This is a genomic window from Streptomyces sp. NPDC054863, assembly GCF_053610825.1.
On record NZ_JBSGZD010000041.1, the window covers coordinates 20,224 to 40,378 of the forward strand.

A 20,155-nucleotide genomic window follows, 5' to 3' on the forward strand; every position below is an offset into this window, starting at 1 on the left:
GGACCGACACATGATCAGATGGAACGCCGACCAGACCGCACTGCGCCAGGGCCTCAGCCACTGGCACCAGGCGCTCAGCGCCGGCCACATCGAGCGGGACGCCGAAGGTCTCTTCCCGTACGACCAGTGGAAGCTGATCCAGGAGTCCGGAATCCTCGGCCTGCCCTTCGACGAACAGTGGGGCGGACTCGGCCAGTCCCTGCTCACCACCATGTACGTACTGGAGGAGCTCGGCGCGGGATGCCGCGACGGCGGGCTGAACTTCTCGGTCTCCACCCACCTGGTCAGCGTCGGCGTTCCCCTGCAGCGCTTCGGCTCGGAGGCGCTCAAGCAGCGCCATCTGCCCGGCATCTGCTCCGGCGGGACGATCGGGGCGCACGCGATCACCGAGTCCGAGAGCGGCTCCGACGCGCTGGCCATGCGGACGACGGCGACGCGCGAAGGCGACCATTTCGTACTGCGGGGCACCAAGTGCTTCGTCAGCAACGGTCCGGTGGCCGACGTGTTCGTCGTCTACGCCCGTACGCACCCGGCGGGCGGGCCGCTGGGCATCACCGCCTTCCTCGTGGAGCGGGACACCCCGGGCCTCTCCGTCGGAGCGCCCGTCAGCAAGATGGGGCTCAGGACCTCTCCGCTGGGTGACCTGCACCTCGACGACTGCCGGGTTCCCGCGTCCGCCGTCATCGGCAGCGTCGGCTCCGGCTTCCTGGTCCTGGACCACGTGATGAAGTGGGAGATCCTCTGCTCCTTCATCATCAACACCGGCCAGATGCGCCACCGGCTCGACCGCTGTGTCGAGTACGCGAGAACACGCACCCAGTTCGGGAAGCCGATCGGTGCGAACCAGTCGATCGCCCACCGGCTCGTGGACATGCGGACCGGCCTGGAGACCGCCCGCAAGTGGCTCTACGACACGGCGGTCCGGCTGACCGAAGGCGAGAACGTCACGACGGACATCGCCACCTGCAAACTGCTCGCGAGCGAGAGCAACGTCGCCTCCGCACAGGCGGCCGTGCAGATCTTCGGAGGCCAGGGCTACCTCACCGGGTGCGGCCTGGAGAAGGACCTGCGGGACGCGACGGCGAGCACCATCTACTCGGGCACCTCGGAGATCCAGCGCAATCGCATCGCCTCGATGCTGGGGCTGTGACGCTTGATGCTGATCAAGATCTGCGGCGCCACCCGGGCGGGGGACATGGAACCGCTCGCCTCGGCAGGAGCCGATCTCGTCGGGGTCTGGCACGGCGTGCCGGGTGGCCGTACGGACCTGCCCCCGGCGGAACTGGCAGCCCTGGCCGCGGCGGCACACCGCACCGCACGCCTCCGGCCCGTCCTCGTCACCTTCCTCAACGACGCCGAGGCACTGCGCTCCGCGCTGACCTCCGCACGGATCGACTGGGTCCAGCTGCACGGCTACCAGACACCGGGCACCGTCCGCGCACTGAAGGGCGCGGGGGACTTCACCGTGGTCAAGGTCGTGCACCTCGGCGCAGGGGGTCGGGGCACGTGCCCGGAGCTGCCCCTGATCCCGTCGTACGAGCGGGCCGGCACGGATCTCTTCCTGGTGGACGCGACGGCCGACGACGGTCGCATCGGCAGCACGGGGCAACAGGCCGACCCCGGGGCAGTCCTGGAGGTCGTGGCACGGATGTCGCGGCCGTTCCTGCTCGCCGGCGGCATCTCGGGAGACAACCGGGCGGACTACCGGGCCGTGCGGGAGCACCCGCTCTTCCGGGGCATCGACGTCGACACGGCGGCCAAGGACCCCGGCGGCGGACGGATACGGGCCGAGCGGGTCACGGCGGTGGTCCGGGGCTGGCGGGCGGACGGCGATGCGGGGGAGGGGGCGTGACGGCCGCGTTCGTCGAGGCGCTGCTGGGCGCCCGCCGACCGGTGATCATGGAGCTGAAGCGGCAGGACGCCGCAGGCCGCGACCTCTTCGACGGGCGGTCCGTCGCGGACCTCGTCGCCGCGTACGAGGACGTCGGCGCACCCTGTCTCTCCGTGGTGACCGGCCACTGGTTCGGCGGCACCGGGGCCCTGCTGCAAGAGGTCGTCCGATGCACCGAACTCCCGGTGCTGCAAAAGGACTTCATCACCCGGCGCAGCCAGTTGGAGCAGGCCGGGGAGGACGGTGCGTCCGCCGTCCTGCTCACCGCCACACTGCTGGCGAGGTCCACCCTGGGCAATCTGATCGACCACGCCGTGCGGCTCGGCCTGACCCCTTTCGTCGAGGTGACGACGGAGGCGGAGACGCTGCGCGTACCGCGCGGCGAGGACTGTGTGATCGCGGTCAACAACAAGGACATCACGACCCGCGAACGCGGCGCGGGGGACATCGGGCGGAGCTCGGAGCTCCTGCCCGCGCTGAAGCACACCGGCACCCCGTGCCCGGTGAGCGCCGGCGGCATCGAGCAGCCGGAGGTCGCGGCCCGGCTGGTACGGGAGGGCTTCGCAGGAGTGCTCATCGGTACGGGACTCCTGCGCACGAACAGCCTGACCGACTGGCTCGACGACTTCGACCACGTACGCCACGCCCGTTCCTGAACACCCCACACACATCCGGAGGAAGCACATGAGCAGCACCGCAGTCGAGCAGTGGAAGGTCGTCGTCAACGACGAGGAGCAGTACTCGATCTGGAGCGCCGACCGCGAGTCCCCGGCGGGCTGGCACGAGGTCGGCGTGCAGGGCGAGAAGGACGAGTGCCTCGCGCACATCGAGCGCGTATGGACCGACATGCGCCCCCTGAGCCTGCGGCGGCGTACCGCCTCGGAAGCGGGTGCCGAGTGAATCAGGCACTCCCCGTGGCCGATCCGGCCCCTCTCGCCGACCCGGCCGGGCCCCTGCTCTCCACCACTCTGCGCATGGAGCCGGGCGACGCCCAGGGGTGGGTCGTCGTCGACCGCATGGTCGACGGGCTGGCCATGGGCGGGACCAGGATGACCGCGACGGTGACCGAGCAGGAACTGGCCCACCTCGCCAGGGCCATGACCCAGAAGCTGGCGCTGGTCGGCCTGCCCATCGGAGGCGCCAAGGCCGGCATAGCGCCCGCGCCCGGGGCGGCGGTCCAACGACCGGAGCTGATGCGGGCGTTCGGCCGCGCGGCGGCCCCGCTGCTGCACGGCGGCGTCTACCTCGGCTGCGACCAGGGCACCACCTACGCGGACCGGCAACTGGCCTTCGACGCCGCCGGGTACGACGTCGCCCACCGGCCCGGCGCGACCCGGCTCACCGTCGGCTGGGACGAACTCTGGACCCACCTGGCCGACATCACCGGGTTCGGCGTGGCCGTCGCGGTGCTCGGCACCCTGCGCGCCGCCGGCACGCGGACCCCGCAGCGCATCGCGATCCAGGGGTTCGGCACGGTCGGGCGCGCGGTCGCCCGCCACCTGGCCGACCACGGGCACCTGGTGGTGGCCGTGGCCGACGTACGCGGCACGATCGAGGATCAGCGCGGGCTGCCCGTCGCCGCGCTCACCGCGCTCACCAGCAGCGACGGCACGATCGACAGGACCCGGCTGCCCGCGACGGCCCGGGTGCACACGGCCGGGCAGGCGTGGCTGCACGTCGACGCCGACGTCCTCGTGCTCGCGGCGTCCGCAGCGGCGGTCCGGGAGGACGCGGTGCCCGACGTCCGGGCCGGGACGGTGGTCGAGGGCGGGAACATGAGCTGCACGGAACCGGCCCGCCGGCTGCTCCGCGAGGCTGGTCACACCGTCCTGCCCGACGTGGTCGTGAACGTGGGCGGTGCTGCCGCAACCGGCTGCGTCCTCGCCGGCCTCGCCCCGTCCGGCCTGCCGCTGCCGCGCCTCTCCGCCTGGCTGCGTGCATGGATCGCCGCCAGGATCACCAGGAACTGCGAACTCGTCCAGGAACTGCACGGCTCGGGCAGCACCGACCCGGTCGCGCAACTGCTCACCGCGAAAGGGGTATATCCAGGAAATCGGGTACACCAAGTGCACCAGGCGCATCAAGAACCCGTCGCCTGACGCCTCCTCGCGCCTGCGGACCCGCAACCGCCCGTCCCGGCCGGGGGCATGGTACTCCGTCAGTCGGTGACCGAAATAAGCCCCCTGTAAGGTCATGGCCCCTGAGCGGCATGTTTGCATACGTCAATGATCGTTAACGCAGAGAAGACACATCAGCCGCGGACGTACGTGGACCACATCCTGGATCACTGGCACGAGGACGAGGACGCCGAGGCGCTCGTCCAGGGCGCACAGCGGCTGACCCGGGGGGAGGCCAGGCGGCGGCTGTTCCGTCTGGGGCACGCGCTGCGCGGGCAGGGGCTCGCGCCCGGCGACGGAGTGGGGCTGTTCCTGGCCAACCGGCTGGACTCCGTACTGGTGCAGCTCGCGGTGCACCTCATCGGCTGCCGCGTCGTGTTCCTGCCGCCCGAGCCGGGTCCCGGCGAGCTCGCCGCCCTGGTCGAGCAGTCCCGGGCACGCGCCGTGGTCACCGACCCGCTCTTCGCGCAACGGGCCGCGGACGCGGCCGGCCGCAGCGTCCACGCCCCCGTGCTGCTCAGCCTCGGCCCCTGCGAGCAGCCGTGCACGGACCTGCTGGCCCTGGCGGCCGGGTGCCCGGCGGTACGCCCCGAAGGGGTGCCCGCGCCGGGAGCCGACGAGGCCGTCACCGTCCTCTACACCGGCGGAACCCTGGGCCGTCCCAAGCTCGCCGCACACAGCCGTCGGCTCTACGACGCAGTGGTGGAGCTGGTGGTGGGCGCCCCGGAGGACCCCCGGCCGGCGGTCTTCTCCGCCACGGAACCGGGCGCGGACCGGGTGCTCGCCGCCACGCTGCTCACTCACGGCAGCGGCCACCTCACCACGATCCAGGCGCTGGTGACCGGGTCCGTCCTCGTCGTGCTGCCCGAGTTCGAGGCGGGCGCGGCGCTGACGGCGCTGCGCGAGGAGCGGATCACCGCCACCATGTTCGTACCGCCGATGCTGTACGCGCTGCTCGACCACCCGGAGTGCGGGCCGGGGGCCCTGCCCGCGCTGCGGCGGATCGTCGTCGGTGGCGCGGCCTCGTCGCCCAGCCGACTGCAGCAGACGGTCGAGTTCTTCGGGCCCGTACTCAGCCAGGCCTACGGGCAGTCGGAGGCGCTCGGCATCGCCGCGTTCGGTGCCGAGGACCTCGCGTCGGCGGGCGCAGAGCGGCCCGAGCTCTGGCGCAGCTGCGGCCGGGCGATATCCGACACCGAGATCGAGATCCGTACCGAAGGCAGTACGGAGGCGCTGCCCGCCAGGCAGGTCGGCGAGGTGTGCGTCCGCGGCGAGACGGTGATGCTCGGCTACTACGAGGACCCGGAGCGCACCGCCGAGGCGCTGCACGACGGCTGGCTGCGCACCGGCGACATGGGCTACCTCGACGCCGAGGGGCACCTCTACCTCGTCGACCGGGCCAAGGACATCATCGTCACCGGCAGCACCAGCGACAACGTCTACTCCCGGGTCCTGGAGGACTTCCTGCTCACGCTGCCCGGTGTGCGCAACGCGGCGGCGCTGGGCGTGCCCGACGAGGAGTACGGGGAGGCCGTTCAGATCTTCCTGGCCACGGCCGAGGGCGCCGACGTCGACCCGGCCGCGGTCGGCGCCTCGGTGACCGCCGAGCTGGGAGAGCTGTACACGCCCCGCAGGACGGTCCTGCTGGACCGGCTGCCGACGACCAAGGTCGGCAAGGTGGACAAGAAGGCGCTGCGCGCCGCGTGGACGAACGCGGTCCCGGCCACGCCGTAAGCGTCGTCCTCGGACCGGGGTTCGGCGTCGGGACGCGGGAGCACAACGCTTCGCGGGGGTCCTGGCGCCGGGCCGGACACCCCGGCATCAAGCCAATCGTGCCCGGGGCGCACGCCATCCGGCCAAGGTCGCCGAGGGCCCTCATGGAGTCGATCACCGGCCTTGACGCGTGTCCCGGGCGGGTACGGGGATCGGACGTCCGAAGAGGCGTCAAGTCTCCGGACCGGTCGGCCGCGCAGCAGGAGTGGCCTCTTTCCGGTCACGCAGACCCTTACGGCCCTCCCCACAACGCCGGAGGGACAACATGACCGGGCACGCCGCCGACTGGCTGCCGGCCGTCGCCGGCGGTGTGCTGCTCACGCTGATGACCCAGTTCATCGGTGAACCCGCCCACCACACAGGCCCCGTGTGCGCCTGCTGGGAGTTGCGCTCGTCCTCCTGGGCCTGGCACTGCCCCGGACCAAGGCCCGCATCCGCACCGGCCTGGCCGCCCGGCGCGGACTTCGCGTCTCATGCCCGGGCCGGTCCACGGCCCAGGACACGCAGGAGCAGGGCGTACGTGGTGGAGGCGACGACGAAACCGACGGGCAGCGCCAGGTCCACTCCGCCCAGGGCGTGTGCGACCGGGCCCGTGTAGAGGGTGTTCACGCACAGGGCCGCCGCGGTGACGCCCGCCGTGAGTGCGAGGGCTCCGGCGGGGTTGACGCCGGCGGTGAACCAGAAGGGGCTGCCCGGGGTCTCGTCCATGAGCGCGGGGCCGTCGTAGCGGTTGCGGCGCAGCAGGATGTCCGTGGCGTAGACGGCCGTGGCGGGTCCGAGGAGGACGACCGTGAGCTGCAGGACGTTGCTGACGGTGTCGAGGAAGTTGGATATGAGCAGCCCGTACAGGGTGAGGGAGACGGCGGCGACTCCGTCGACGACGACGCTGCGGGCGCGGCGGATGCGGATGCCGACGGCTTGGAGGGCGAGTCCGGCGCTGTAGGAGGTCAACGCGTTGATGGCGATGGTGCCGAGGACCAGGGCCAGCAGGAAGACCGGGGTGAACCAGGCGGGGAGGATCTTTTCGAGACCCGTCCGGGGGTTGCTCATGTCGACCGCGGTCGCGGCACAGGCGCCGAGGGAGCAGACGATGACGCCCGGCAGGAATCCGCCCAAGGCGGTCCAGCCGACGACGGCCTTGGCGGACGTCGTGCGGGAGAGGTAGCGCGAGAAGTCGGCGCTGGTGGTGTAGGACAGCGGGGCGGAGGCGATGAGGGTCACGCCGGCGATGAGGGCCGACCACAGTCCGATGCCGCTGAGCGGCACGGCCGGGGTGTGTCCGAAGTCGGTGTGGACCAGGACCGGTACGGCGACCACGGCGAAGACGGCCGTGAGGACGAGGGTGATCGGGAGGTACAGCTTCGTGATCATGCCGTGGCCGTAGACGCCGATGGCCAGGGTGAGGGCGGCGATGACCACGACGACGGCGATCTGGACGCCGGTGCCCGCAGCGATGCCGGTCATCTCGACGAGGGAGAAGGCGGCGGTCGAGGCCGCGGCGAGGTTGAGGGCGAAGTAGCAGACAGAGATCAGCCAGCCGACGATCGCGTTGTTCACCCGGTTTCCGCGTACTCCGTACATCGCTCGCGTGATCACCTCGCTCGGAGCGCCCGCGGCCGGGCCCGAGACGGCGAGGAGACCGGTGGTCAGCCAGAACAGGTTGCCCACCACGATGACCGCGAGGGCCTGCCACAGGCTCAGACCCATGAGGATCAGGGCGCCGCCGGTGACCAGGCTGAGGTAGTTGACGTTGGCCGCGGCCCAGATGGCGAACAACTGCCGCGGGCGGCCGTGGCGTTCCTCGTCGGCGATGAGGTCGATGCCGTGTGCCTCGATACGACTCGCCCGCTCGGAGGAGGACTTGGAAGGAGACCTGGCCGCCTGGCCCGCAGCGTGTGTGCCGGGACCGTGTGGGCCGGGGTGCGGGCCGGGGTGCGGGTCGGGAATCGTGGACGCCATCAGGCTCCTCCGGATGCTGGATACCCACCTGGTTGTTTATTGGTCGCAAACTCAATAGCATCGATTCCATGTCGTCAAGCGTTTCGAACAAGCGAATCCGTCTGTCTCCGGCCGCCAGACGTGCGGAAATCGTAGCCGCGGCGGCGACGGTCGCTCTGACCGAAGGGCTGGAGTGCGTGACGCTCCGGCGCATCGCCGACGAGCTCGCCGTGCGGCCCGGGCTGATCAGCCATTACTTCCCGGCCGTGGAGGATCTCGTCGCCGAGGCGTACGGCGACGCCGCCACGACGGAACTCGAAGCGCTCCTGCCTGCCGACCGGGCCTGCGCCTCCCCGACGCAGCATCTGGCGCGCTTCTTCGCCCGGGCGACGGGGGCGGCGTACGACGACGTCAGTCGACTCTGGCTCAACGCCCGCCACCTCAGCCGCTACCGCCCCGTCCTGCGCGAGCGCGTCGCCGTGCAGGAGCACGCGTGGCGCAGCCGGCTCGAAGGGCTCATCCGTGAGGGCGTGGAACAGGGCGAATTCCACACCGACCACCCGAGGGTGACGGCCATTCAGATCCTGGTCGTCATCGACGGCCTCGGCGCCCACGCCAACGCGGCCACCCCGGAGAGCCCGGAGAGCCCGGAGAGCCCGCCCGAGATCACCCACATGGCCCTCACCACCGCGGAACGCGAACTCGGCCTGCCCACCGGCACGTTGAGCGCCGCCGACGCCACATCAGCACCGACGGCCCCGGCGGCACCGGCGGCCCCGGCGGCATCCGCCAATGACACCGCCGCAGCCCCCGCCGTCACCCCGAACTGACCCCCGTCCCTCCATGGAGCCCCACGTGCCTACCTCTCTCGTCCTGCTCTCCGCCGGACTGCTCGACCCCGTCTCGGGAGTCCTTCTGCCGCAGACCGCTCTTGCCGCGGCCGAAGGGCGGATCACCGCGCTCGGTGACGACCGCGAGATCCGCGCCTTGGCCGACGCCTCGACCACCGTGATCGACCTCAAGGGAGCCGTGGTGACCCCGGGGCTGGTCGACGGGCACCTCCACCCCGTCACGGGTGCCGAACTCACCCACGGGCTCGACCTTTCGCACTGCACGGACGTACGGGCCGTACGAGAGACACTCGCCCGCGGGGTGGCCTCGCTGGCACCGGGGGAGTGGCTGCACGGCTGGGGTCTCGATCCGAACGCCTTCGGCGACCTGCCCGTCGGGACCGCGCCCTTCGACGCCGTGCTCGACGGTGTCCCGGCCCTCCTGCTGCTCTTCGACGCCCACTCCATGCTGGCCAGCCGCCGGGCCCTGGAGATCGCCGGGGTCGAAGGACCGCGCTCCTTCGACCAGGCCTCGGCCCAGATCGTCTGCGACGACCAGGGGCGGCCGACCGGTCTCCTGCTGGAGGATGCCGCCTGCGAGATCGTCGAACGGGTCGCCCCGCAGCCCACCCGCGCGGAACGCCGCGACCGGCTCGCCGCCGCCCTGCGGGCCATGGCCGCCACCGGCCTCACCGGTGGCCACGTCATGGACGCGGGCGGGGACAGCCTCGCCTTCTACGGTGAACTCGACGCCGCGGGCGACCTCCCGCTGCGGCTCCGCGTCGCCCCCTGGTGCCAACCCGGCACCGGCGCCGACGAGTTGCGTGCCCTCGTCGAGCAGCAGGGCACCGGCGGGAGGCTGTGGCGTACCGACGGCGTCAAGATCTTCATGGACGGCACGATCGACAACGGCACCGCCTGGCTGGAGCGCCCCGACCGCAACGGCGAGTCCACGCACGCCTTCTGGCCGGACCCCGCCGTGTACACGCGGATCATCGGAGAGCTCCACCGGGCAGGCGTGCCCACCGCGACCCATGCGATCGGGGACGCGGCGGTCCGGCACGTCCTCGACGCCGTGGAGAAGGCACAGACGGAGAGCGGGCGCGGGGTACGCCACCGCGTCGAGCACATCGAGACGGTCCCCGACGACACTCTGCGCCGCTTCGCCGAACTGGGTGTCGCCGCCTCCATGCAGCCCACCCACTGCTGCGACTTCACCCGGGCCGACCACACCGACAACTGGTCCCGGCGCCTGGGCGAGGAGCGTGCCGCGCGCGCCTGGCGCTGCCGTGACCTGTGGGACTCCGGTGCCACTGTCGTACTCGGCTCCGACTGGCCCATCGCGCCGTACCCGCCGCTGGGCGTCATGGCCGGGGCCCGCCACCGCCGTCCGAGCCGTGATGTCACGCGCCCTGCGCACGGCCCCGAACAGGCTCTCACGTCTCTGGAGGCCTTGCAGGGCATGACGGTCAACGCCGCCTGGGCCGCGGGGGAGGAGCACGAGGCGGGCCGGATCGCCGTCGGCCACCGCGCCGACCTGACGGCCTTCGCCGGGAACCCGCTCACCACCGCTGCCACCGACCTCCCGGAACTGCCCGTGCTGCTCACGGTTCTCGACGGACGGCCCACGCACCGGGCCGCGCACGTGTGACGAGGCGGCGCGGCGGCAGCGGCGACGCGTCGTGGACCTCGCCCCGGGCCCGGGGCGAGGCGGGGCACGGGGCAGGAATCGAAGGCCGGGCTCAGCGGCCGACGGCGGTCTCCCGCGCCACCCGCGACAGCTTCTCGGGGTTGCGGACGTGATGGCGGACGTGACAGGCCCCGGCGTCGATCGTCGTGTCCATGGGGATGCTGACGACCTGACGGAGGGGGATCGGTCCGCCGCAGGCCCCGGACCCTGATCGGCACCGGCCGGACTTCTTCCGCACACCGCCGCAGCCGACGCACTCCCAGGGCCGGGCAGCCGTGGATGCTCATGTCACGCGGCAGGGCCGTCCCGCCGTCCTGCGGAGAGCAGGCGCCGCAACCAGGCGGCAGGCCGCCCGCGCGGGCCGTTGCTGTTCCCGGTGCTGCGGACCTCGTACGGGGGCACGGCAGCCGCGACAAGCGCATGGCCGCTCACGGCCAGCAGAACCGGGGCGGGCTGCGGCGACGCATGACGAGTGGGACGCACGGATTCGTAAGGGGGCATGGCCTCTACGCTCGCGTGGCGGACCCACCCCGGTCCAACACCTGTCCCGCACCCATTCACGCATTGTGGTTGTCAATGCTGCGGGGGTAGGTTGCCCGGGTGCCCCGCGACTTCGATCCCCGACTCCTGCGCGCCTTCGTCGCCACGGCCGAGGAACTCCACTTCACCCGTGCCGCCATGCGTCTGTACGTCGCCCAGCAGGCGCTGAGCCGCGACATCCGCCGCCTGGAGGCCGAGCTGGGCGCCGAGCTGTTCGTACGCACCACCCGCCACGTCGGTCTCACCGCCGAGGGCGCGCGGCTCCTGCCGTACGCCCGCCAAGTGCTCACCGCGCACGAGGAGTTCGCCACCGCGGCCTCGGTGCGCGACCAGCGGCCCCTGCTCGTCGACGTCGGCGACCGGGCCGCCACCGGTCACGAAGTGCTGGAGGAGGCCCGGCGCGCCCACCCCGACCTGGAGTTCGTCGCCCGCTTCCACAGCGGTCTCACGGGCGCCGCCCAGGAGATCGTCGACGGCCGCCTCGACGCCGCTTTCGGCCGGTTCGCCGGGCTCGCTCCCGCCGTGGCCGCGCGGCTCTCCCATCTCCCGGCCCGCTACGAGCACATGGCCGTCCTCCTGCCCGAGGACCACGCGCTGTGCGCGTACGACCGCATTCCCCTGAAGGCCCTCTCCGGCCGGACCCTCTACGCCGGGGCGGGCAACCCGGCCACCGCCGAGTGGACCGACCTGGCGACCCGCCTGTTCTCCGAGCACGGCATTGGACTGGCGGAGCCGTTCCCGGAGATCGAGGGCCCGGAAGAGTTCATGCGCATCGTACGGAAACGGGGCTGGTGGGTGCTGGCGAGCACGGAGTTCATCGACGTACCGGGAATGGCACTGCGCCTGCTGTGCGACCCCGTGCCCCTCTCGCCCCTCTCCCTGGTCTGGCGGGCCGGCCTGAGCCACCCGGCCCTGGCAGCGCTGACCGCGACCACACGGCGCCTGGCACGGGAGAACCACTGGCTGGAACTGCCGCCGGACGCGTGGCTCCCGCCGGAGGACAGGGCGGCCATGCGGGAGGGCTCCATCCGTTAGCCGGTCGGGCCCGTCAGAACGCGGAGTGGGCGAACCACCGCTCCAGCAGCTCTTCGTTCCCCGAGGTCACGAAGGTGTCCGCGCCGTGCCGGACCCTGCCGTACACGAGCAGCAGGAGGTCGGCGGCTGCTCCCTCCACGGTGGCGTCGGCCGCGCCTCCCGCAGGGTCCTGCTCTTCGACGCCGAAGCCGTCGGGGCGCAGGCGCACCAGCCAGTCGGTCCCGGTGTCCGTGGTACGGAAGCGGAGGGTCTCGCCGGCGCCCCGCAGCTGGGCCGTCCCGGGGGCGAAGAATGCGGCGAAGGGGAGGTTGACCAGGAACTCGTCCACCCCGTCGGTCGCCAGCACGGGGTCGATCACGGGCCGCTGCCCGAGGGCGAGTTCGGCGTCGACGCGGTGCACCAGGGTCTCGAAGAGCATCCGGCGCATCCAGAACCTCGCGTGCCCGTCGGCGCCCCACACCCACATCGGGGCGTCCGGGTCGATGGTGGCGAACGCCTCGGCGGCCTCGTCCGCGCTCCGGGCCAGCCAGTCCGCGTATCCGTCCTCGTGCTGCGGCAGCCGCAGCTCCACGTCGCGGCTCTCGGGCCGGGTCAGGGCGCCCCGGCGCAGCAGGACGGCGAACCAGCGCTGCACGCTTCCGGTGTGCCTGACCAGGTCGAGCAGGGTCCAGCCGGGGCAGCCGGGCACCGGCGTCGCCAGGTCCGCGCCCCGGGTGAGCGCGACGAGGGCGGCGGTCTCGGCCGCCACGGCGTCGCGGTGGGCGGCGGGGGCCAGGGGTGCGTACGCCTGGGGTGACTGTTCCATGCTGTGCCTGTCGTTCCTGTCGTCGATGTGGTCCATGCCGTTACGCCTTCCCGGTCTCGTCCGCCGCGCAGCTTTGGGTGAGCGCGCCGGGGTCTGTGCCGTCCAGGGTGGCGGTCAGGGTGTTGAGCCGGGTGCGCAGGTCCCTGACCTCGTCCAGGGAGAGACCGGTGGACGAGGCGATGGCGCGCGGCACGGCCAGGGCCTTCGCGCGGAGTGCGACGCCCTCCGCGGTGGGCCTGACGGTGACCGAGCGCTCGTCGTCGGGACTGCGGCGCCGCTCCACGTGACCCGCCAGCTCCAGGCGCTTGAGCAGCGGGGAGAGGGTGCCCGAGTCCAGCCTCAGACGCTCGCCGATCTTCTTGACCGGGAGCTCGCCGTCCTCCCAGAGCACCAGCATCACCAGGTACTGGGGGTAGGTGAGGCCGAGGTCCTTCAGCGCGGTGCGGTAGACGCCGTTCAGGGCGCGCGACGCCGCGTGCAGTGAGAAGCAGATCTGGTGGTCGAGGCGGAGGAAGTCCTCGTCCGTCAAGTCGCCCTCGTCCCGTCCAGCCATCGCGTCTGCCCGTTCCTTCGCCCGTTCCTCTGCCATGAAGGCATCGTACCGTGTGCAACTAAGTTGTGCACAACTCAATTGTGTGCTCTATTTGGTCCAGGGTGTTTCCCCGGACCGACGACCGAAAAGAGATGGACCCCATGGACGCGCTGTACACCGCTGTCGCCACCGCCAACGGCCGCGAGGGTCGCGCCGTCAGCTCCGACGGCCAGATCGACCTGCCGCTCGGCTTCCCGGCCGCTCTCGGCGGCAATGGCCAGGGCACCAACCCCGAGCAGCTCTTCGCCGCCGGATACGCCGCCTGTTTCGCCAGCGCGATGGGCTCCATCGCCCGCCAGGAGAAGCTCGACGTCGCGGACGTCTCGGTGACCGCCGAGGTCAGCATCGGCAAGGACACCGACGGCGGCTTCGGCCTCTCCGTGGTCATGCGGGTCGAGCTGCCCGAGCACCTGGAGGGCGAGGTGGGCCGGACGCTCCTGGAGAAGACCCACGCGTACTGCCCGTACTCCAAGGCCACCCGTGGCAACATCCCCGTCGAGCTCGTCATCGAGTAGGCGTGGCGGCGACCGCCCAGTAGTACGGGATCTACGTCGGCAGGGGGCCGTGCGCGGTTACGGGCCGACCGCGCGCCAGATGTGGTCAGGCAGGGTCCGCGCGGCCTCGCTCAGATCGATGTCTCCGACGGAGAGCCAGCGTCGGGCGACTGCGACGACCGGGCCCATGACGAGGGCCTCGATCACGGGGACGGGGAGCACGGTGAGTTCGCCGGCCTCCGTGTGAGCGCGGATCCAGTGGGCGATCGGTGACAGGCGGGCCTCTTGGGAGTCGCGGATCTCCCTGGCCTGCGCCATGAATGCGTGGTCGACGGTGGCGGAGTGCAGGAGCCGGGCTTCGTCCGGGTGGGCCTGGACGAAGGCCAGGTAGGCCCGGACGGTGGCATCGACTCCGGACCGGGCGCCTGTTGCCGACCGGAGTGCCGCGACGATTTCGTCCAGCAACCGGCCCGTGCACTGCAGGGCCAGTGCGTGGAACACTCCCGAGAGGCTGCCGAAGTGGTGGTAGACGCTTCCGGCGCTGACACCGCTGGCCTTCGTGATCGCGCTAACGGTGAGGCCCGCCTCACCGGACGAGGCGTGGAGGCGAAGTGCGGAGGCCAGGACCTGATCGACGGTGGCTTCCCCACGCTGCTGCTTCGGGCTCATCGGGCGGACATCCTCGGTCTGATCTGAACGCGAAGGACTCCGGGCCCTCGCCACGGACAGCATAGGCCGCACCGATCCCGGTACTCCGGCCCGGTCTTCCGGGCCGCTGTCGTCTACGGCCGTCGGCGGAGGGCCAGTTGGCCGGTCGAGGAACCGTCTGCCCGACCCACGCGCGCTCCTGCAGGGAGACCCACGGGACCGGCGGCCCCTTCGGTGAGGGGCCGCCGGTCCCGTGGTGTCAGGAGCATTCGTGGTGTCAGGAGCAGGTGTAGTGCGCGGGCCCGGAGATCTCGTCCCCGATGAGAGTCTTCTCGTCGTCGCTGATCGCCTTGAGCATGAACCAGTCCGAGACCCCGGACAGCGAGTCGGAGACCACGCCGTCACGCCACAGGATGGACCGCGGCCTCGTATTCGACCCGACGAACGCCAGGCCGCCCACGGTGCCGTTACCGCCGATGGCCTCTGCCGAGAGGGCGCCCTTGGTGATGGTCCTGACCAGCGAACCCTGAGCGTTCCACTCGGCCGCGGCGTAGCTCGTGTCGTTGTCCATGTCGCCGACCACGCGCCCGTCCCGGATCGCCGACGGGGTGCCCATGCCGTTGGCGCCCTGCGCGGCGAGCTTGTGCACCTGACCGTTGAGGTCCGTGACGAAGCCGGCCGAGCCCGCGTACCCGCTGTCGGTGTACCCGACGATCCTGCCCTGCTCGTCCATGTCGGTGGCGGTGACGTTGTGGGCCGCGGGAGTGGGCAGTTCGCGATACGTTCCCGGTGCGTTCGCCGGCCACACCACCAGGAGGTGCTTCGATCCGAGTTCGGCGGTCCCGGCGATGTCACCGGCGTCGTTGATCACATCGGCCGTCGAGTAGACCCAGTTCGGATTGGACGGCAGCACGGTCGTCGTCCCGGTGCGGCTCACCTTCGCGCCCGTGAATTTGTTGTTGGCGCGGACGTTGCCCACCATCAGGCCCGCCGAGTTGACGTCCGACAGACTGGGACCGGTCGCGTCCAGCCGCAGCGCGACCTTTCCGTTGTCCCACAGTGTCCAGCGCTTTTCCTTGTAGCCGTAGGGGAAGTTCGTGCTCCGCGTCCCGGTGACACCGACCCCGTACCGGCCGCCGTCGCTCGCGTACAGCGTGCCGGAAGTCGTGGTGGGCGGCAGCTCCCACGTCGTCTGCCGCCACTGACAGGCCGTCGCTTGTGCCTGAGCCGTACTCACCGGCACGATGCCGAGTGCCGCCGTGAGCGCCGCCGCGGCGAGCACGCATCTCTTCCGTCGATTCGACAAGGGACCAGCCTCTCCTCGCAAGGAATGCACCTTCGACGGCTGAGCCTGGCAGGGCCCTCCGTGCCGTGTGAAGCAGCTTGAGGGAGGACGAAACAACGGTCGGGTGCGGCACCTTCCGGCACCCGGGCGGGACCCTGCGGGAGGGCCGGGGCGGACGCCGGCCCCGCGCCCCGAAAAACGGTGTGGCTCGCTGCACCCCGGCTCTACGATGGCCCGATGCCGTCGATCAAGCAGGTCCAGATCACTTTTGACTGTGCGGAACCGGAGCGCGTCGCGCGCTTCTGGTGCGAGGTCCTGGGGTACGTCGTACCGCCGCCGCCGGAGGGGTTCGGCACTTGGGACGATTACGACCGCTCGCTGCCGACCGAGCGTCAGGGCGCGGGGTTCGTCTGCATGGACCCCTCGGGTGTGGGCCCGCGCATGTACTTCCAGCGGGTTCCCGAGGGCAAGGTCGTCAAGAACCGGGTGCACCTTGATGTGCGGGTCGGCACCGGGCTCGTGGGCGAGGAGCGGGTGGCCGCGCTGGAGGCCGAGTGCGCACGACTGCTCCCGCTCGGTGCGGTACGGGTGCGGCTGCTGCGTGCCGATGAGTTCAACGAGTCGTGCCTGCTGATGCAGGACATCGAGGGCAACGAGTTCTGCCTCGACTGACCCGGCCGACGGGCCGCGAAGGGGGCACTCCCGCGAGCCGACAGCAGTGCTCGGGCCGGCACCGGCCGGGACTGCTCCCTGCCGACGTGCCCCCGGGGGAGCAGTCCCGCCGTGATCTCCTGCTTCGGGTCGGCAGCTCGCCCTCTGCGGGATCCCCTGCATGGGCAACAGCGGCATCGACCTCGCAGCGGACCGCTCCGGCGGCTGATCGCCGTCGGCTGCGACAGCTTTGAGGGCGGTCTCCGCAACCCCGGCGCTTCGACGCGCTGTTCGTCACCGCGCGGATCCTCGGGCCCGCGAGCGCGGATCCTCGGGCCCGCGAGCCGGGGACCGACGTCCTGCCCGGCGTCTCGACAACGACGGTCTCCGTGTCGCCCCGCGCCCCGTGTGCCCGCCTGATTCCGGCGGTGCGTGGCTGAAAAGGGGTCCTTGTCGGACGGTCGGCCAGCTTCACATAATCCAGCAGCGCGTTGACGAGCTCATGCCATTGCTGCGTCGGTGTGTGCTCCCACGTGTCCTTCCGGCTTCACCCCCCACGAAAGGCACTCCGTTGAGAAACGTACTCCAGGCCTTCAAGAGATCCGCCGTCGTCGGTGCCGTCGTCCTCGCCGCCGTCAGCCTCCAGCCCGCCGGGGCCTCCGCGAGCCCGACCCCCGGCACGCAGCCCGTCGTCGGTGGAACGCGCGCCGCCCAGGGCGAGTTCCCCTTCATGGTCCGGCTCTCGATGGGCTGTGGCGGTTCGCTCTACGCCAAGGACATCGTCCTGACCGCCGCCCACTGCGTGGACGGCTCCGGCAACAACACCAGCATCACCGCCACCGGCGGTGTCGTGGACCTCCAGAGCTCCAGCGCGATCAAGGTCAAGTCCACCAAGGTCCTCCAGGCTCCCGGCTACAACGGCAGCGGCAAGGACTGGGCACTCATCAAGCTCGCCAAGCCGATCAACCAGCCCACGCTGAAGATCGCCACCAACACCTCGTACAACTCCGGCACCTTCACCGTCGCAGGCTGGGGTGCCAACCGCGAGGGCGGCTCCCAGCAGCGCTACCTCCTCAAGGCGCAGGTGCCGTTCGTCTCCGACGCCTCGTGCAAGTCCTCGTACAGCGACCTGATCCCCGGCGAGGAGATCTGCGCCGGGTACGCGCAGGGCGGCACCGACACCTGCCAGGGTGACTCGGGCGGCCCGATGTTCCGCAAGGACAACGCGGGCGCGTGGATCCAGGTCGGCGTCGTGAGCTGGGGCAACGGGTGCGCACGGCCGAACTACCCGGGCGTGTACACGGAGGTCTCCACGTTCGCGTCGGCCATCGCCCAGGCCGCGGCGACCCTGTAGCTCCGTGGAGCAGGGCGGAGCGGGGAGGGTGCGCGGACCCCTCCCCGCCCCGCCGTCCGAAGTGCCGATCTCCTTCGCGCGGCATGCACGCCAGGTGGGCGATCGTGCACCCAAGGCTGCCTGTTCGGACCTTCCCGGTCGGCCTCCGCCTCTGTAAAGAGGGACGGAGCCCTGAGAAAGGTCCCGCCATGCACATGAAGGAACAGCCGGAGAAAGGCACTGCTCCGCGACGCGTGCCGACCCCGCCGGAGCAGGCAGCCGCAGCCGTGCAGCCTCACCTGGGGGCCATGTCCCCGGCAGCGCTCATGAGCTTGCAACGTACTGCCGGAAACACGGCGGTGGCACGGATGATCGAGGAGCAGCGGCGCGACACCGGCGCGGACCACGGTCACGAGCAGGCTGTGCAGCGGTCCACGGTGCATGAGCAGGCTGTGCAGCGGTCCACGGTGCATGAGCAGGCCGTGCAGCGGTCCACGGTGCACGACACGCTGAGCTCGGCCGGGCAGCCGCTGGCCGCGCCGCTGCGCACCGAGATGGAGGAGCGGCTGGGCGCGGACTTCGCCGACGTCACCCTGCACACCGGCGCCGGCGCACGGCGCGCCGCGGCCGAGGTGGGCGCCCGTGCGTTCACCTCCGGCAACCACGTGGTCATCGGCGACGGCGGGAGCGACAAGCACACCCTGGCGCACGAGCTGATCCACGTCATCCAGCAGCGGCAGGGGCCCGTGGCGGGAACGGACGACGGAACCGGGCTGAAGATCTCGGACCCGTCGGACCGGTTCGAGCGCGAGGCGGAGGCGGGTGCGACCGAGGCCCTGCGCGGGGACGCCCCGCGCACGGCGGAAGCGTCCGCCCCCGCACAGACCGCTGCCCGGACCGGGGCCCGGACCGAGACGCTGCCCGCGCCGGACGGTCCGCTCGCCCCGGTCGGTCCGCTCGCCCCGGTCCAGCGGGTGGAGCGCTCGGCCTCCCGGGCGCACCTCGGTCTGCCCTTCCACAACGCCGAGTTGGAGGAGCAGGGCCCGCACCGGATGGGTGTGCACGGCCGCTTCCTCACCCCCACGCCCGAGCTGACGGACGAGCAGCGACAGGACGGGCGACCGCGCCGGCAGATCACCTCGGAGCAGGCGCAGCAGTACGAGCGGATTCAGCAGGACGTCATCGCGAAGGAGGACGAGCACGGCGCTGACCACTACCCCTTCTTCCACGCTCAGGATCCCCGTATCCGGGTGGCCCAGGACATCTACAAGCACGTCTACTCCCGCCACCACGGGGAGGAGGTGCCGGAGGATTTCCACTTCCTGAGGTATCCGGGGCCGGAGGACACCGACTATGCGAAGTACGGGAAAATGGAGGAGTTCTTCGAGGCGGACATGAAGGAGCACGGGCTGATCGACGACAACATCGTCCCGACCAAGTCCAGCATCATTTCCGCCAACCTGTCCCTCCACGGCGGCCTCAACCATTCGGGTGAGGAGACCTTCCACTATTTCCAGGTCGGAAAGGGCCAGACGGAAATCCCCGTGGCGTCTTTCATCGAGGATTTCCTGACGAAATTCGGTCTGGACGCCAGTGGCGTGGCCGAGATCTACAAAGAAGCCGAAGCGCTCAACGACACCGCAGAGGGCAGCCTGTTCCAGATCCTCGTCCCCAGGGATCTGGCCGACAAGGTCGCCTACGTCGCCCATCCGCACGGTCTGCCGCACGACGACGAGCTCCTCGACGACCTCCACACGCTCGGCCCCATCCGCTACGACAAGCCGACGGCCTCCTCGCTGGAGGAGCCCGACGGCACGAGGTCCGGGCTTCCCGTCAACAACGAGCGGGAAAAGATGAACGACGAGATCACCAGAAACCTCGAAGCGGTCCGCGACGTATGGGACAAGGATGTCGAGGAGCCGTCCCCCGTCCCGGCCAGGGGCACCTTCCCGCCCGGCCCCGGAACCACCGCCGAGCAGGTGGAAGCCGCACGTCCGGAACTTGCCGCGCGTACGGAGCAGCGGCGCCAGTGGCGTCTGAAGCAGCAGGCCACAGAGCTCCACGAACGGACTCTCGACCGGTACCGTAAGGGCGAATACGCACCGACCAGCCACCTCGACGACTACGTGAACGATCCGGAAAAGCTGAGCCATCCGGAACTGCCGCGGCAGCGTGAACTCGTGGGGAAGAACCCCGAACACTTCCAGGGCCAGGGCAAGAAGAGCCGCCACGAAATGATGCGGGTGGCGAACCGGCAGAACTTCATGCAGGCCCGCGTGCTCCTGTCGGAGAAATACATGCTGAATCCCCGCAGCGGGATCAAGATCGTCCGGCACACCACCATGGACGAGGAGAACGCTGCGAAGTACGAGGCCCTCCTCGCGGGCTACGTCGAGAAGCTCTTCGCCAAGAAGGCGGCGAGCCGGCAGGCCCCCGGCGCTTGACGGGCCCGGGGGACACGGGGGGGTGCCCCTATGACTTTGGTCAAGGGGTTGGGGCGGGTTGGGGGTCGTAGAAGGTGCCGTCGCGGAGC

19 protein-coding genes are annotated in these 20,155 nt (G+C 71.1%); 13 read left to right on the forward strand and 6 right to left on the reverse strand.

Annotated features, from left to right (window positions below; genetic code table 11):
- Positions 1-10: 10 nt before the first annotated feature.
- The 6 genes from ACWGIG_RS11160 to ACWGIG_RS11185 all read left to right on the forward strand — a co-directional run bounded on the left by ACWGIG_RS11160 (position 11) and on the right by ACWGIG_RS11185 (position 5,742).
- On the forward strand, positions 11-1,150 hold the full coding sequence (locus tag ACWGIG_RS11160) for an acyl-CoA dehydrogenase family protein (RefSeq protein WP_453321271.1): 1,140 nt from the start codon (positions 11-13) through the stop codon (positions 1,148-1,150).
- 6 nt (positions 1,151-1,156) lie between these two features.
- Complete coding sequence (locus ACWGIG_RS11165) at positions 1,157-1,852, forward strand: phosphoribosylanthranilate isomerase (protein ID WP_453321272.1); 696 nt, start codon at positions 1,157-1,159, stop codon at positions 1,850-1,852.
- Complete coding sequence (locus ACWGIG_RS11170; protein WP_453321273.1) at positions 1,849-2,547, forward strand: indole-3-glycerol-phosphate synthase; 699 nt, start codon at positions 1,849-1,851, stop codon at positions 2,545-2,547. Before ACWGIG_RS11165 ends, ACWGIG_RS11170 begins: the two co-directional genes overlap by 4 nt.
- 28 nt (positions 2,548-2,575) lie before the next feature.
- A complete protein-coding gene (locus ACWGIG_RS11175; protein ID WP_453321274.1) occupies positions 2,576-2,791 on the forward strand; it encodes an MbtH family protein in 216 nt (71 codons plus the stop codon).
- A complete protein-coding gene (locus tag ACWGIG_RS11180) occupies positions 2,788-3,990 on the forward strand; it encodes a Glu/Leu/Phe/Val dehydrogenase dimerization domain-containing protein (protein WP_453321275.1) in 1,203 nt (400 codons plus the stop codon). Before ACWGIG_RS11175 ends, ACWGIG_RS11180 begins: the two co-directional genes overlap by 4 nt.
- A 126-nt stretch (positions 3,991-4,116) precedes the next feature.
- Positions 4,117-5,742: an AMP-binding protein gene (locus ACWGIG_RS11185; protein WP_453321276.1), complete on the forward strand. Its 1,626-nt coding sequence runs from the start codon at positions 4,117-4,119 to the stop codon at positions 5,740-5,742.
- Between the two features lie 510 nt (positions 5,743-6,252).
- Here the strand turns inward: ACWGIG_RS11185 and ACWGIG_RS11190 are convergent.
- Complete coding sequence (locus tag ACWGIG_RS11190; RefSeq protein ID WP_453321277.1) at positions 6,253-7,740, reverse strand: purine-cytosine permease family protein; 1,488 nt, start codon at positions 7,738-7,740, stop codon at positions 6,253-6,255.
- 68 nt (positions 7,741-7,808) lie between these two features.
- Here ACWGIG_RS11190 and ACWGIG_RS11195 point away from each other — a divergent pair, with 68 nt between their 5' ends.
- Positions 7,809-8,549 (forward strand): TetR/AcrR family transcriptional regulator, encoded by a 741-nt coding sequence (locus tag ACWGIG_RS11195; protein WP_453321278.1) that lies wholly within the window; start codon positions 7,809-7,811, stop codon positions 8,547-8,549.
- 25 nt (positions 8,550-8,574) lie between these two features.
- Complete coding sequence (locus tag ACWGIG_RS11200; RefSeq protein WP_453321279.1) at positions 8,575-10,200, forward strand: amidohydrolase; 1,626 nt, start codon at positions 8,575-8,577, stop codon at positions 10,198-10,200.
- A 327-nt stretch (positions 10,201-10,527) separates the two neighbouring features.
- On the opposite strand, the gene ACWGIG_RS11205 is transcribed toward ACWGIG_RS11200, so the two are convergent.
- The gene (locus ACWGIG_RS11205) at positions 10,528-10,740 is read right to left on the reverse strand and encodes a hypothetical protein (RefSeq protein ID WP_453321280.1); all 213 of its coding nucleotides are present in this window, start codon (positions 10,738-10,740) and stop codon (positions 10,528-10,530) included.
- 99 nt (positions 10,741-10,839) lie between these two features.
- Between ACWGIG_RS11205 and ACWGIG_RS11210 the strand changes: the two genes are divergently transcribed.
- Complete coding sequence (locus ACWGIG_RS11210; RefSeq protein ID WP_453321281.1) at positions 10,840-11,814, forward strand: LysR family transcriptional regulator; 975 nt, start codon at positions 10,840-10,842, stop codon at positions 11,812-11,814.
- A gap of 13 nt (positions 11,815-11,827) precedes the next feature.
- Here ACWGIG_RS11210 and ACWGIG_RS11215 read toward each other — a convergent pair whose 3' ends face one another.
- Together ACWGIG_RS11215 and ACWGIG_RS11220 are read right to left on the reverse strand one after the other, a co-directional pair.
- The gene (locus tag ACWGIG_RS11215) at positions 11,828-12,655 is read right to left on the reverse strand and encodes a maleylpyruvate isomerase family mycothiol-dependent enzyme (RefSeq protein WP_453321282.1); all 828 of its coding nucleotides are present in this window, start codon (positions 12,653-12,655) and stop codon (positions 11,828-11,830) included.
- 4 nt (positions 12,656-12,659) lie between these two features.
- Positions 12,660-13,172, reverse strand: a complete 513-nt coding sequence (locus tag ACWGIG_RS11220) for a MarR family winged helix-turn-helix transcriptional regulator (protein ID WP_453321289.1) — start codon at positions 13,170-13,172, stop codon at positions 12,660-12,662.
- A gap of 140 nt (positions 13,173-13,312) precedes the next feature.
- Between ACWGIG_RS11220 and ACWGIG_RS11225 the strand changes: the two genes are divergently transcribed.
- A complete protein-coding gene (locus ACWGIG_RS11225) occupies positions 13,313-13,726 on the forward strand; it encodes an organic hydroperoxide resistance protein (protein ID WP_453321283.1) in 414 nt (137 codons plus the stop codon).
- Positions 13,727-13,783: 57 nt separating this feature from the next.
- Here the strand turns inward: ACWGIG_RS11225 and ACWGIG_RS11230 are convergent, their stop codons facing one another.
- Together ACWGIG_RS11230 and ACWGIG_RS11235 are read right to left on the reverse strand one after the other, a co-directional pair.
- Entirely contained in the window at positions 13,784-14,374 is a 591-nt protein-coding gene (locus tag ACWGIG_RS11230; RefSeq protein ID WP_453321284.1) for a TetR/AcrR family transcriptional regulator, read from the reverse strand.
- 256 nt (positions 14,375-14,630) lie between these two features.
- Entirely contained in the window at positions 14,631-15,659 is a 1,029-nt protein-coding gene (locus tag ACWGIG_RS11235) for a hypothetical protein (protein ID WP_453321285.1), read from the reverse strand.
- Positions 15,660-15,875: 216 nt separating this feature from the next.
- On the opposite strand from ACWGIG_RS11235, the gene ACWGIG_RS11240 reads away from it, so the two are divergent.
- From ACWGIG_RS11240 to ACWGIG_RS11250, 3 genes are all read left to right on the forward strand, one after another.
- On the forward strand, positions 15,876-16,310 hold the full coding sequence (locus ACWGIG_RS11240; protein ID WP_453321286.1) for a VOC family protein: 435 nt from the start codon (positions 15,876-15,878) through the stop codon (positions 16,308-16,310).
- A gap of 481 nt (positions 16,311-16,791) precedes the next feature.
- Entirely contained in the window at positions 16,792-17,643 is an 852-nt protein-coding gene (locus ACWGIG_RS11245; protein WP_453321287.1) for a S1 family peptidase, read from the forward strand.
- Positions 17,644-17,948: 305 nt separating this feature from the next.
- Positions 17,949-20,066 carry an eCIS core domain-containing protein gene (locus ACWGIG_RS11250; RefSeq protein WP_453321288.1) on the forward strand — a complete coding sequence of 706 codons (2,118 nt, stop codon included), beginning with the start codon at positions 17,949-17,951 and terminating at the stop codon, positions 20,064-20,066.
- Positions 20,067-20,155 lie beyond the last annotated feature (89 nt).

Bases quoted from the DNA above. Each gene is read 5' to 3' on its own strand.
- ACWGIG_RS11165 (WP_453321272.1), top strand. From the start codon at position 1,157: ATGCTGATCAAGATCTGCGGCGCCACCCGGGCGGGGGACATGGAACCG.
- ACWGIG_RS11220 (WP_453321289.1), bottom strand. From the start codon at position 13,172: ATGGCTGGACGGGACGAGGGCGACTTGACGGACGAGGACTTCCTCCGC.
- ACWGIG_RS11205 (WP_453321280.1), bottom strand. From the start codon at position 10,740: ATGCCCCCTTACGAATCCGTGCGTCCCACTCGTCATGCGTCGCCGCAG.
- ACWGIG_RS11250 (WP_453321288.1), top strand. From the start codon at position 17,949: ATGAGCTTGCAACGTACTGCCGGAAACACGGCGGTGGCACGGATGATC.
- ACWGIG_RS11185 (WP_453321276.1), top strand. From the start codon at position 4,117: ATGATCGTTAACGCAGAGAAGACACATCAGCCGCGGACGTACGTGGAC.
- ACWGIG_RS11240 (WP_453321286.1), top strand. From the start codon at position 15,876: ATGCCGTCGATCAAGCAGGTCCAGATCACTTTTGACTGTGCGGAACCG.
- ACWGIG_RS11245 (WP_453321287.1), top strand. From the start codon at position 16,792: ATGCCATTGCTGCGTCGGTGTGTGCTCCCACGTGTCCTTCCGGCTTCA.
- ACWGIG_RS11215 (WP_453321282.1), bottom strand. From the start codon at position 12,655: ATGGACCACATCGACGACAGGAACGACAGGCACAGCATGGAACAGTCA.
- ACWGIG_RS11160 (WP_453321271.1), top strand. From the start codon at position 11: ATGATCAGATGGAACGCCGACCAGACCGCACTGCGCCAGGGCCTCAGC.
- ACWGIG_RS11225 (WP_453321283.1), top strand. From the start codon at position 13,313: ATGGACGCGCTGTACACCGCTGTCGCCACCGCCAACGGCCGCGAGGGT.
- ACWGIG_RS11230 (WP_453321284.1), bottom strand. From the start codon at position 14,374: ATGAGCCCGAAGCAGCAGCGTGGGGAAGCCACCGTCGATCAGGTCCTG.
- ACWGIG_RS11175 (WP_453321274.1), top strand. From the start codon at position 2,576: ATGAGCAGCACCGCAGTCGAGCAGTGGAAGGTCGTCGTCAACGACGAG.
- ACWGIG_RS11195 (WP_453321278.1), top strand. From the start codon at position 7,809: ATGTCGTCAAGCGTTTCGAACAAGCGAATCCGTCTGTCTCCGGCCGCC.
- ACWGIG_RS11190 (WP_453321277.1), bottom strand. From the start codon at position 7,740: ATGGCGTCCACGATTCCCGACCCGCACCCCGGCCCGCACCCCGGCCCA.